Raw genomic sequence first — 12,458 nt, forward strand, 5'->3', positions numbered from 1 at the left:
TGCCGGATGGCTCACTCCCAGAACTCATTAGGCTGCACCGTTGTGCACCTGGCCCGCGTAGCGCGTGCTGCCGTGGTTTCCAGCACCTCGCGGGTCGACCAGGCGTGGATCCACCACCACAGGCCGCCCATACCGTAGTCGTGGAGAACGAAGTACCGCTGCTTGGACATCACGTCAACATGCCTGGCCGCCGCTCGGACGCGTCGACTGGGCGATCAGTCGCTGCCCTTCCGGTCGCCGACCGGGGTGATGTTCCCCGTCCCGGCCTGCTCCCCGACAGTACGGCGTCGGCGGATGTCGGGACGAGCACGCCACCACGGCGGCGAGCTGGCCGGTGGCCATCGCTCGCGGGTGAGCAAGGATGTGGCCCATGAGCCATACGCCTATGTTTTCCACAACCCGCCGCCGGCAACGCCGGCCGACGTGCGCTCGGCGCTTGGTCGCGGCGAGCTTTCCAGCGCCCTGGATGCGATGGTCGGTGCAGTGCTGCACGGCGACGGGGACTGGAAGGAGCTGCAAAAACTCTATCTTGGGCTACTCAATCACGAGGATCGCAGGTGAATGCTCTCGCCGCCACGTGTCTGGGCCACCTGCGAGGGTTTATGGCGAGTTGGATGAAGCTCGGGTAGCTTCCGCCCTTCGACGTGTTCGGTCGGCCCCTTATGTCGGCGGTGCCGCCAGCACTGCGGGGCGCTGGATGACATTGGGCTCTTCCTCCATCCTCGGTATGCGCGGTGGCGGGGGCGCCTATAGAGAGCCTTCCTCCTTGGACATGGATCTGAATTCATCCACCAGGTTCGCGTCTACGGCTATGTGACATCCTCTTCTGCCGCAAGCGGTGTATACCGGTTTCCCGCCGGCGCTTCGTCAGCGCAGCCCGGGTTGGGGCCGGCCCGCCCGATCGGTGACGTCCCAGCCAGGGATCAGGTAATGGCAAGGAGTACCGCTTGGCCATGTGCGGCGGCCATACGGTAGAACCGGCACAGGTCGGTGAAGGCTGGCGCGAAAACGCTGTCGAAGTCGCCAGCGCTGCGATCCCACAAGTTCGGGTAGATGTCGTCGGCCATCATCGCGTTGACGTCGAACCGAGCGCGCAACGTGTCGACGTCCAGCGTGTCGAGCGCGGTGGAGATCATGCGGACCGTTTCGGCGTCGAGAAGGCGTGTCGGTCCGTAGCCGCCGTCCTCGCCGATCTCCTCGCCGCCGAGGATCGCCGCACCGGCCCCGTCACCGATCTCCCACGCGGCACCGGTGAGCAGGTAGTGCAGGCCGTGCCAGGACTTGTTCAGATCCAGTTCAGGGTCGGGCATCTCGGCGTCCTCGTCGTCGAGGTCGCCGTAGAGCAGCGTGTCAACCGTCGTCGGATCGTCCAGCACCGCCCGCAGTTCATCGGCCGACAGGCGACGTCCGATCAACTTGTGGGGCTCGCAAAGCCGGTTTGGCTACGCTGCCTGCGAATACTCGTTGATCAGCCCGCCGAGGATCGGGCGCCGTCGGATCCTGGCGGCAGTCAAGTCAGTGACTCCCGACGGCGGGTTGGGCGACTGCTGGCCGAGTGATCGATGTGGGCGGTGGCTGTTGTAGTGGGTCGTGTACCCGGCGAGGACGGCCGCGAGGTGGCGCTCGCCGACGATGAGGATCCGGTCAGTGCACTCCCGGCGTACGGTGCCCACCCATCGTTCGGCGAAGGCGTTCGCCCGGGGTGCCTGCGGTGGGGGTTTGATCACGTCGATGCCTTCGGCGGTGAAACCGCGTCGAAGATGTTCGTGAACTTCTTGTCGCGGTCGCCAGCAGGAACCGCAGCCCAGCCGCGCGCTGGTCGAGGTCCATCAGTAGATTCCGTGCTTGCTGGGCCACCCAGGCGCCGGTTGGATGGGCGGTCACCCCAACCACGTGGACTTGGCGGGTGGCGATCTCGACGAAGAACAGCACGTAGATCCGCTTGAGGAACACTGTGTCGACGGTGAAGAAGTCACAGGCCAGGATCGTGTGGGCCTGGGCGGTCAGGAACTGTTTCCAGGTCGGTCCGGACCGTCGGGGTGCCGGGTCGACTCCGGCGTTGTGCAGGATCTTCCACACCGTGCCGGCCGCGACCGGGTAGCCCAGGCCGGCCAGCTCACCCTGAAATCGGCGGTGCCCCCAGGTCGGGTTCTCCGCCGCGAGGCGCAGCACCAGCTCGCGGACCTGCGCGTTGACCGGTGGCCGGCCCGGCCGGGCATGCGGGTACGTCCATCGTCGGGCAATCAGTCCACGGTGCCACCGCAACAGCGTGGCCGGGGTCACGAAGAACACCGACCACTGCGGGCGGGGCAACAGCCGCGATAGCACCGCCAGCACGACCCGGTCGGCCGGTCGCAGGTCGGGGCGGTGCACCTGCCGGCGTAGCACCGCCACCTGATGGCGGAGCACCAGGATCTCCACATCCTTGGCCCCACCGCCGCAGGCGATCTGGGTCAGCATCTGCAGGACCTGGCGAAGCAGCAGGTACAGCAACGACGTGCTCATGGCCACGAGCATGACGGCTGCGCAGGACTCGAGCTCGCACAGAACTGTACTTCAGACAGCCGAACCGAGTATTCGAGCCCCACAGGGTATCCACATCGTCCGACACCGTGATCGCGATCCTGGTCAGCCGGTCCCCAGGCCACGACGGTGGTTGGTTCGCCTCGCGGTAGTCGACCATACTGATGGCTCCGATCAGCCGGCTCGGACCCGGATCAACCTCCTTCGGCGGAGTTCCGGCAGCCTACGGGCTGCGGGTCACCTCGACGTCGAACACCACGCTTGGGCGTACCGGACGATCATGGCTGCTCCAGAACTTGTGCAGCAGGTCGAAGTCGTAGCTCTCCTGCATCCGCAGGGTCGCCGCCTGCCCGGCCAGCTCGGTCAGCTCCATCGTCGTGAGCACCTCGTGCATGACGCCCATGAGCTCGTACTCCTCCTCCGGCAGCACCGACCACGCCGACGCGATGAAGCCGGTCCGCAGGCCGTGCGTGCCGCGCCGCGCCGCCAGCCGGAACATCGACAGCGACACCGCCGGGCGGCGCCCGGCCAGCGCCTGCTCGGTGGGGGAGCCGTGGACCAGGTGGATTTCCTTGAGGAAGCGCCGGCGCAGCTGCCCGGTCAGCTCCGCCTCCAGCCGGTCGGTCAGCGCCCGCACCAGTTGTCCGCGGTCCGGCTCGCCGAGGGTGCCGTCCGGGGTGCCGAGCGCAGGGCGGCGGGACAGCCGGCCCTGCTCCAGCAGCTCGGTCGCGACCGCCCGGTCGAGGTGGTCCTGGTTCAGCGGTACGGCCTCGCGGTCGGCGAGGAAGATCGCTCGCAGTGCCGCGTTGGAGATGTCGCCGCCGGAGAGCACGTGCCGCTCGGCCAGTCGTTTGAGGTCCAGCCCGTCCTCCTGTGGCACGCCCGGCACGAGCATCAGCTGCCAGATCCGTAGCCGCTCGGACGGCGACGGCATGGGGAACTCCACCCGGAACGAGAACCGCCGGCTGAACGCGTCATCGATGGCGTGCCGCAGGTTCGTCGACAGGATAACCGTGCCGTCGTGCCGCTCGATGCGTTGCAGCAGATAGCCGACCAGAACGTTGGCGAAGTGCTCGCCGGCGTTCTGGGACTGTTCGGTACGCGACGAGAAGAGCGCGTCGGCCTCGTCGCACAGCAGGACGCCGGACTGCTCCTGGGCATGGCTCAGCACCTCGTCGATGTGCTTCTCGCTGTCGCCGATGTACTTGCTGAGCAGCTGCGAGATGTCCACCGTGTGCAGCGGGCGGCGCAGGGCGTGGGCCACCGCCTCGGCCGCGGCCGTCTTGCCGGTGCCGGAGCGCCCGGCGAACAGCACCAGCGGGCCGCGATCGACCGGGAAGCGCCGGCTCAGCCCCTGCTGCTCGGCCAGCCCGTCCCGGCGCCGCACGTAGTGCACGATGCGATCGAGCGCGTCGCGGGTGGTGTGCGGCAGCGCCAGGTCGTCGAATGTGCGGCGGGGGGTGATCCGCAGGCTGCGCGGCACCTCGACCGGGCGGAGCCGTTCGGCCGCCGCCTCCAGCCGATCCGCGAGACCCGGCAACGACCCCGCCGCGGCGAACACCGCACGGATCGCCGGCACGTCCAGGCGGTGCCGCGAGGCCAGGCCCGCGGCTGCCTCCGCGGACAGCGCCAGCTCCCGGGCCGCGGCCTCGTCCTGCCACGCGCGACGCCGCTCGGCGAAGCCCGGCACGCGCGCCTCCACATGCGGCAGTCGGTGCGCGAGCGGGCCGCGCGTGCAGAGCCACGCCCGGCCGCCGATGTCGCGGACCAGCGCGTCCAGCTCGTCCGCTACCGGTTCGAGCCGCTCGTCCGGCCAGGCGCGCAGGTCCAGCACAGGATGCGCGCCGGTGGCCAGGCCGACCCGCCAGGCCGCCACGCATGCGGCTGGTCCGCGGTCGTCGGGCGCGATCGTCGCGGACACCACCGGGGTGCCGGCCGGCAGCAGCGACAGCGTCAGGCTCAGCGGATCGCCGGGCCCGTGCACCACCTGCACCGCCACGACGGCACCGGCCGGGCCAGTGGTGACCGGGTAGCGCTGGGCCAGTGCACCTGGGATCGCCGGATGAGGTTCGCCGAGCAGCGCCGCCGCCACCTCCTCGGCGAGTTCGAGCGGGCGGCGCAGTGGCGGGAACGAGCCGGGCAGCCGACGCACCATGCCGGAGCGCAGCAGCGCGCCGGCGGCGCCCAGGCACGGCACCAGCTCGCGTCGCCGCCGGCTGGTGGTGGCCAGGAGGGTGAACAGCAGTCGCTCGGTCGGGCGGCCCTCGCCGACGTCGTCCTGCAGAACCGCGTACAGCGCCTGGTAGCGGGGCTCCACGTGGCCGGCGGCCAGCACCAGGAGGACGTCGCAGTCGAGGTCGGTCAGCCCGGCCGTGGTGCGCAACCGGTCGAAGACGAGGTGGCCGCGCGGCATCAGGCAGCCGGCACCGTCCGCACCGTCCCGAAGCTCCAGCAGTTCGGGCGTGGCCGGGCGCGCCAGATTGCGGACGCCGTCCCAGCCGGGGCGACCGTCGCCGCCCAGCAGCGCGGCCCGCCGCTCCTCCTCGTCGCAGGCCGCCAGCACCCGGGCGTCCAGCCCGGACAGTGCCTTGGCGAGATGCGTGTCGAGCATCGTCGGCCTCCACGCTTCAGTGATGCATACGCACCCCCGCAGTCTTGTCGTATTACGGATCGCGCCACACATTATCTGTCAGGAAGTAGACAGCCCCCTGTGGTCGGACCCGTGGAACAGTGACCACAGATCCGATCACGCCGCAGTTTCGGTAGGAGGTGCGAGTGGGATCAAATCACGTCCTCGCTGCCCTTCTTCATCGCTCCCGTGCCGCCCTCCGCCTGGACGGTAACGGTGTACTCGCTGGTCACGGCGTTGCGGATCAGGCATATAGGCCACCGCATCTGCCATACGCGTCCGTTATCGGGCCATTGGCACTGGAAACTGAACCCGAACGGGGCACGCCCGCCCAAATTGTGCGCGTCCGCACTCCGGGGTATCTCGCCGGAGCTTCCCGGGATTCAACCCATCTGGTGCCCGGACCCGGTTTCCTCGGATTGTTGTTCGACGGTTCGGCACGAGTATCGACACCAGTAGACCCGGGTCCGTTGACCGGCGCGGCGATGACCGGCGACGGCAACGGACGGCGACTCGCCGCGATCATCCAGGCTGCGCTGCGCGCTGCCGTCGACAATGAACTGTTCACCGAGGCCGGTGTTGCGGTGACCGATCCGGTGCGCCGGGCCGAGCTGGGCGCGGTCACCGTACGGTGGGATCCGGCCCTGCTGCGGCTGGTCGTCTCGTCCGGTCGCCGCGGCCCGATCACCGGAGAGCTGGAGACCGGTGTCGTCAGCCAGGTGGCGGCCGTGCCGCTGCCCGCCGACGACCTCGGTCCCGCGCTGGGTCTCGGTACCGACGCAGGTCCGCGACCCGGCGTGATCACGCGCAGCCGGGACTCCGCACCCACCGCGGTCGCCGTCGACGTGCGGCTCGACCTGTGGGCCGGCACTCAGGCCGAGCTGGCGACGCTGCTGGACGCGTGGTTCGCGGTGACGCCGACCCGCGCCGAGCTCATCCTTTCACCGACCCCGCTGGCCGCCGACGTGGCCCCCGGCGACACCGCCGTCCGGCTGCTCTTCGGCGCGTTGCCGCAGTCCCGGGCCACCCTGCTCGCCGCGACGGCCGCGGACGGCCTCGCCGACCGGGTGACCGGACGCTCGCCGGCGCTCGCCGGCGGCGCAAGCGTCACCCCGGACGGCGCCCGGCTTGCCGGAGCCGCCGCCGCGACCTACCCGGTGGTGCCCGTGCCGGCAATCGCCGAGGCGTGGCACCCGCGCCCGCCCGGCGCGCTGGGCTGGGCCGTCGGCCTGCGCCTGCGGGTCGTCGCCGGGTCCGCCAACGGCGACTCCGGTCAGGTGTTCCGCCTCGGCTACGGCCCGGCCACCGCGCTGCGACTGCGGCTGGTCCGTGCCGGCGCGGAGTACCGCTTCGAGGGCAGCGCTGAGCGCGCCGACGGTGCGTCCTTCGGGACCGGCGCCACCGCCGTCGACGCGGCCACGCTCGAAGCGGCCGTACCGGTCGACGTCCATGTCCTGGTCGACGGCGCGGCCGGGACCGTACGGGTGGTCGCCGGCGGCGGCCGCCCGCTCGCGCCTGCGGCACCCTCCGCCCCCGGCCCGACCGCCTCCGGCGTGGACGAGGAGGTCACGCTCGTGCTCGGCGACCCGGACGGGTCGAACCTTACCCTCGAGGTCGCCGAGGTCCAGGTGTACGGGCGCCCGCTCGGCCCCGCCGACTCCCGGCTGCGTCGCCCCGGCCCCGCCGCCGCGGTCTGGAGCCCCGGGGACCCGCTGGTGCTGAGCCGCTCCGCAGACGGCTTCGCGAGCGCGGGCGGCGGCTTCCACGGTTACGTGCTCGCCGTCGAGGGCGACGAGGTGCGGCTCGACCGCCCGGTCAGCGAGGCGTTCGGGCGCGGCGCGACGCTGGCCCACCAGGGCCGGCTGTTCATGTCCCAGCGTCAGCTGCGACGCAACGACGACCTGATGAACCGCATATATCGGGTGGCGCTGGAATACCGCGTCTCGACCTTCCTCGACGACACCCGCGCGGCGGTCACCGCGCCGCTCGTCGAGCGTCCCGAGGTCGAGGTGCGCGAGCTGGTCCGGCTTCTCGCCGAGCAGTCCGGCTCGCCCGTCCCGTCCCAGCTGCCCGCCCGACCCGCGCCGGCGACCGTCGGTGTCGGCGCGGTCATCACCGGTTCCACCACGAACTCGCCCACCATTTCTGAGCTCTAGGAGCACGCGATGGCCGAACGCCTGACGCCGGGTGTCTACATCGAGGAGAAGTCTGGTGGCGTGCGCCCGATCCAGGGCGCTGTCACCTCCACCGCCGGGTTCGTTGGCGAGGCCGAGCGGGGGATACCCGGGCGCGCCACGTTCATCAGCCGGCCGGGTGACTACGGCCGCGTCTTCGGCGGCCATCGCCGCGACGCCGCCGGGCACCTGGCCGCCGCCGTGCAGTCCTTCTTCGAGGCCGGCGGCCGCCGGGCGTTCGTGGTCCGCGTGCTGCCTGGCGACGCCACGGCCGGCGCCTCCGAGGAGTTGCCGGCCCGCGGCCCTGACCCGTGGGGGGTCGAGCGGCCGGTGCTGCGCCTGCGTGCCAAGGGCACCGGCGTGTGGGCCGACGGCCTGCGCGTGCACGTCGAGCCGTCGACGGCGTTCACCGACGTCGCGTTCCGGCTCCGGATCGAGGTCGCCGAGAACGGTCGGACGCGTACCCTCGAGACGTTCGACAACGTGCGGATGGATCCGGGCCACGAGGACTACGTCGGCGCAGTCCTGGAACGCTCGCAGTTCGTCGCCGTCGATGACCTCTACGATCAGTCGCTGGACGCGGAGCCGCGGACGCTGCCGCCGACCCCCGAGTCGGTCGCCGCGCTGGTCTCCCGGGAGCCGTCCGCGGACGGTGCCCGCTTCGCGGTGCCCCGGGCCGCGCGGCTCCAGCTGCGCTGGGCGGACGCCCTCTCCGGGCGGTCCTCCGGCGACACGGCCACCGTCGTCGTGTTCGACGATGACGACACCCCGGGCACCGTCGACGGCGACGACGTGCTGATGACCACCGGTGAGTTCGCGGCGTGGCTGGACGAGCAGCTCGGCGACGACTTCCGGGTCACCGGGTCCGGCCTGCCGGCCGCCCTGACCACTACGGACGGCCCGTGGGACACCTCCGGCGGCGACCCGGCGGTGTTCCGGGTCAACGGCCAGGCGACGGACCTCACCCTGACACCGCTTACCGCCGCGGAGTACACATTCGCCGGCGCCCCGTTCGCCTTGGACGGCCACGTGATCGAGCTGCAGGTCGGCACGACGGCGCAGTCGTACCAGCTGGCGGCAGCGGACGTGACCGCGGGCGCCGCCACCGCCGAACAGCTCGCCGCGGTGCTGAACAGGGAGTTCACCGGCGTTCAGGCGTTCGTCGACGGCGGCGAGCTGCGACTGCGCACTGATGTCACCGGGCCGGCCGCGAGCATGAACCTCACCGGCCCCACCGCGGCGGTGTTCCAGAATCCCGGGCCGGCCCGGGGCGACGGCAACGTGGGCGACCCCACCGCCGTCACAGCGGCCGAGCTCGGGGCGGCGATCAACGCGCTGCCCGGCCTGCCGGTACGGGCGACCGTCCAGGGTGCCGCCGTCCGGCTCGCCCAGACCGACCTCGACGCACCCCTCACCCTCGAATGGGTCTCCGACCCCGGCCCGGACGAGATCGTCCCGGCGGGCGCCCGGGGCCCGGTCCAGGGACCGCTGGGCGGCGGCCCGGTGCGGATCGAGCCGGCGATCGCGGCCCCGGCCTTCCTGGTCGCCGCGCTGCCCGGCGGTTCGCTCGACCTGTCCACCACCGACACCGTCACCGTCACCGCGAGGGCTGGATCGCTCACCCGCGACTACGCCGTGGACGTCACGGCCATGCCGAACCGCGCCACCGTCGGCCCGGGCACCCTGGTCGACGCGATCAACGGTGCGATCGCGGTAGGGGACGCAGGCCCGCAGCCGCTCGGCGTCACCGCCGAGATCGCCGGCCGGCACCTGGTGCTGACCGCCCCCGCCCGCGAGGAGGGGATTACGCTGGCACTGGCGGCGAACGGCACCACCCCCCCGTGGAGCGCCCCGGTCGCGGTGCCCGGTCCCGGCGGCGCGATCGTCGACGATCAGCGGGCCGTGCAGCTGACCGTGGGCGAAGAACTGCAGACCGGCGTCGCGCGGGCCCTGCCCCGGCTGCTCGACAGCGTCCGCGCGTCCGGTCGCCGGCGCAACGACCCTGTGGACCCGGCGCTGCGGCCGGCGCTCACTGGAGACCGGCCGCTGCGCTTGCTCGGCGGCTCGGACGGCACCGGCACCCCGGGACTCACCGAGTACACCGCGGCGCTGTCCGCCTTCGACACAGCCGACCTGGGCATGCTGGCCGCGCCGGGCAAGACCGACGGCGGGTACGTGTCTGCGCTGTCCGCATACTGCGACCGGCGGGACATCTTCTATGTCGCCGACGGGATCGGCAGCGTGGAGCGCGACTTCGCCCTGACCGCCGACGACGTCCGCCAGTACGTCGAGGGCTTGCCCGCCCGATCCCGCAACGCCGGCATGTTCTACCCCTGGATCCAGATGCCCGACCCGGTCGGCATTGGCCGCGACCCACGCCGGTTCGTGCCGCCGTCCGGGCACGTCTGCGGGGTGTTTGCCCGCACCGACGCCACCCGCGGGGTGTGGAAGGCGCCGGCCGGCGTGGAGGCCGTGGTGAGCGGCGCCATCGGCCTGCAGCACGACCTCGTCGACGCCGACCAGGATCTGCTCAACCCGATCGGGCTGAACTGCATCCGCCAGTTCCCCGGCGCCGGGATCGTCGCCTGGGGATCGCGCACGCTGGCGTCGGAGTCCGATCCCGAGTGGCGGTATGTGCCGGTGCGCCGTACCGCGCTGTTCCTGAAGGAATCGTTGCGGCGTGGCCTGCAGTGGGCGGTATTCGAGCCGAACGACGAGGACCTCTGGGCGCAGATCCGGCTCAACGTCACCGCGTTCATGCTCGGCCTGTTCCGGCAGGGCGCGTTCCAGGGCGCCACCCCCGACGAGGCCTTCCTGGTGCAGTGCGACCGCGACACCAACCCGCAGGAGTTGGTGGATCAGGGCATCGTCACCACCCGGGTAGCGTTCGCACCGCTCAAGCCCGCCGAGTTCGTCGTCGTCGAGCTCAGCCAGAAGGCGCTGGTGTCGGCATGAGCCTGATGCCCGCCCAGCGCCGCGACCCGTTGCGCACGTACCGGTTTCGGGTACTGCTCGACGGCCGTAAGGTCGTGGCCGGCGTGCAGAAGGTGTCCGGGCTGGGCGTCACGCTCACCGCCCGCGAGACCTGGGAGGGCGGCAACAGCTTGCACCGGTACGCCAACCCGGACAGGGCGACCTTCGAGCCGGTAACCCTGCACCAGGGCGTCGCCCTCGGCACCGACCTCGAGGAGTGGGCCCTCGCCGCGGTGGCCTTCCTGCGTACCGGGATGCCGCCCGCCTCGGGTGCCGCGGTCAAGCGCGATGTCGTGCTCGAGATGCTCGACCACTGGGCCGCGAACACCCGGCCGGCCGCAGTCCGTTACCTGATCCACAACGCGTGGGTGAGCAAGTACGAGGCCGTGCCCGGGCTCGACGCGCTCGGCAACGAGATCGCGCTGCGCTCGGTCGAGCTCACCCACGAGGGCTGGCAGGTCGACCCGCCGCCGGTCCCGCCGGCGCTCCGGCCGGAACTCGGCGACTTCCCGATCCCGACCGGCGACACGCGCCCGGGGTGACCGCCCTCGGCACCGAACACAGTTCACCGTGCACAGCACAATGACAGGAGGCGGGCGGATGGCCCGGTTCAGCGACGCCGCGAAGCGTGACCCGTACCGCAATTTCAACTTCCGGATCAAGTTCGGCACCGAGTTGGTCGCGGCCTGCCGGAAGATGTCCGCCCTCGACGTGACGGTCCACATGACCCCGTTTCGGGCCGGCGACAGCGTGACCTCGGTCGAGGAAAAGTCGCCGGGCCGCACCGCGTACGGCGACGTCACGTTCGAGGCCGGCGTCACCGACAACCACCTCTTCGAGACCTGGGCCAATCAGCTCGCCGACCTCAACGACCGGCCGGTCCGGCTGCCGGACAACCAGTTCCGCCGCGAGGTGACGATCGAGGTGATGGACATCGACCGCATCTCGGTGGTTCGGACCTACGTGCTGCACCGGGCCTGGGTAACCAAGTACACGGCGATGTCCGACCTGGCCGGCGACGGCAACGACGTGATCATCGAGTCGGTGGTGATGGTCCACGAGGGCTTCACGCGAGAGCCGAACGCGGGGGCCTGACCGGTGCCGCGGGAGTCTGTCGTGGACGTCGCGCTCGGCGCCGGGGTCGTCGACCGCGCCGGGACCCGGCACCGGCGCGCCCGGCTGGGCCCGGTCACCGGCGTCGACGAGGACCGGGCCGGTGATTTCGGCCCGGTGCCGGATCCGGACGGCCTCGACGACCTGCTGGCTGGTGTGCTGGTCCGGCTCGGCGGTTACGCGCCGGTCGCCACCGAGGTGGTCGCGGCGCTGACCCGGTCCGACCGGGCCCGGCTGCTGCTCGCGCTGCGCGCCGCACTGGCCGGCGACGAGATCCGGCTGATCGCGCCCTGCCCCAACCCGGATTGCGGCGAGATCGCCGAGGTGGTGCTGTCGGTGGCTGCGCTGCTCGGACCGGGGCCCGGCACGGCGGACAGCGTCGACGTCGACACATCGGACGGTCGTTTCCGTGTGCGCCTGCCGCGCGGTGCCGACGACGCCGCGGTGGCCGTTCTTCCGGACGGCGAGCGCAACGTGGCCCTGTGGCGCCGGATCGTCGAGCCGGACCCATCCGGCGCCGGGCCGGCGTCGACCGCCGCGCTCGCGGCCGCCCTCGCCGAGCTCGGGGAGTCCGTTTGCGCGCCCGACCTGGCGGTGGTGGCGCGCTGCCCGGAGTGCGCGGCCTGGCTCGAGCTCGACCCCGACCCGGCCGACCTGCTCGGCCGGGCGCAGCTGGGCAACGCCGACCGGCTGCTCGCCGAGGTGCACTGCCTCGCCTACCACTACGGCTGGGCGCAGGCGGACATCCTCGCCCTGTCCCGGAACCGTCGGCACCGCTACCTGGACCTGCTACGCCGTCAGCTGGACGGCCGTCCGCTCGTCGACCTCGGGAGGTGACACCATGACCGACCTGGCCTCGTACGGGCTCAGCAAGCGCCAGCTCGAGTACGAACTGCGGTGGCTGATGAACCAGGCACCGACCGACCCGGCGAAGCTGGCCGAATTCCTGGGCAAATGCGTGATCACGTTGATCGACAAGAACAACGCCGCCCTGGCCCGGTCGGCTGCCGACGCCGCCCGCCCCGACCTGCCCGAACGGCGGTGAG

The 12,458-nt window shown here is 71.7% G+C and carries 11 protein-coding genes; 7 read left to right on the forward strand and 4 right to left on the reverse strand.

What is annotated here, in order from left to right; genetic code table 11:
- The first annotated feature begins 351 nt into the window (after positions 1–351).
- The gene (locus A6A27_RS46370; protein ID WP_241825522.1) at positions 352–561 is read left to right on the forward strand and encodes a hypothetical protein; all 210 of its coding nucleotides are present in this window, start codon (positions 352–354) and stop codon (positions 559–561) included.
- A 362-nt stretch (positions 562–923) separates the two neighbouring features.
- Here A6A27_RS46370 and A6A27_RS30185 read toward each other — a convergent pair whose 3' ends face one another.
- From A6A27_RS30185 to A6A27_RS30195, 4 genes are all read right to left on the reverse strand, one after another.
- Complete coding sequence (locus A6A27_RS30185; protein ID WP_073838042.1) at positions 924–1,415, reverse strand: YfbM family protein; 492 nt, start codon at positions 1,413–1,415, stop codon at positions 924–926.
- Between the two features lie 27 nt (positions 1,416–1,442).
- Positions 1,443–1,727: an integrase core domain-containing protein gene (locus A6A27_RS46375; protein ID WP_338013321.1), complete on the reverse strand. Its 285-nt coding sequence runs from the start codon at positions 1,725–1,727 to the stop codon at positions 1,443–1,445.
- On the reverse strand, positions 1,645–2,505 hold the full coding sequence (locus A6A27_RS30190; RefSeq protein WP_241825524.1) for a helix-turn-helix domain-containing protein: 861 nt from the start codon (positions 2,503–2,505) through the stop codon (positions 1,645–1,647). The genes A6A27_RS46375 and A6A27_RS30190 overlap by 83 nt, the downstream gene beginning before the upstream one ends.
- A 241-nt stretch (positions 2,506–2,746) precedes the next feature.
- Positions 2,747–5,134 carry an ATP-binding protein gene (locus A6A27_RS30195; RefSeq protein ID WP_073838043.1) on the reverse strand — a complete coding sequence of 796 codons (2,388 nt, stop codon included), beginning with the start codon at positions 5,132–5,134 and terminating at the stop codon, positions 2,747–2,749.
- A gap of 488 nt (positions 5,135–5,622) precedes the next feature.
- Here A6A27_RS30195 and A6A27_RS30200 point away from each other — a divergent pair, with 488 nt between their 5' ends.
- From A6A27_RS30200 to A6A27_RS30225, 6 genes are read left to right on the forward strand one after another with little or no spacing between them, the layout of a single operon-like run.
- Complete coding sequence (locus A6A27_RS30200) at positions 5,623–7,308, forward strand: hypothetical protein (protein WP_073838044.1); 1,686 nt, start codon at positions 5,623–5,625, stop codon at positions 7,306–7,308.
- 9 nt (positions 7,309–7,317) lie between these two features.
- Positions 7,318–10,281 carry a phage tail sheath family protein gene (locus tag A6A27_RS30205; RefSeq protein WP_073838045.1) on the forward strand — a complete coding sequence of 988 codons (2,964 nt, stop codon included), beginning with the start codon at positions 7,318–7,320 and terminating at the stop codon, positions 10,279–10,281.
- A complete protein-coding gene (locus A6A27_RS30210; protein ID WP_073838046.1) occupies positions 10,278–10,841 on the forward strand; it encodes a phage tail protein in 564 nt (187 codons plus the stop codon). The genes A6A27_RS30205 and A6A27_RS30210 overlap by 4 nt, the downstream gene beginning before the upstream one ends.
- Before the next feature lie 58 nt (positions 10,842–10,899).
- Positions 10,900–11,394 (forward strand): phage tail protein, encoded by a 495-nt coding sequence (locus A6A27_RS30215; RefSeq protein WP_073838047.1) that lies wholly within the window; start codon positions 10,900–10,902, stop codon positions 11,392–11,394.
- Between the two features lie 21 nt (positions 11,395–11,415).
- Positions 11,416–12,249: a hypothetical protein gene (locus tag A6A27_RS30220; protein WP_073838048.1), complete on the forward strand. Its 834-nt coding sequence runs from the start codon at positions 11,416–11,418 to the stop codon at positions 12,247–12,249.
- A 4-nt stretch (positions 12,250–12,253) separates the two neighbouring features.
- Positions 12,254–12,457 (forward strand): hypothetical protein, encoded by a 204-nt coding sequence (locus A6A27_RS30225; protein WP_073838049.1) that lies wholly within the window; start codon positions 12,254–12,256, stop codon positions 12,455–12,457.
- Position 12,458: the final 1 nt, after the last annotated feature.

It is taken from the genome of Micromonospora sp. CB01531, from assembly GCF_001905095.1.
In the GTDB taxonomy this organism is placed as follows: domain Bacteria; phylum Actinomycetota; class Actinomycetes; order Mycobacteriales; family Micromonosporaceae; genus Micromonospora.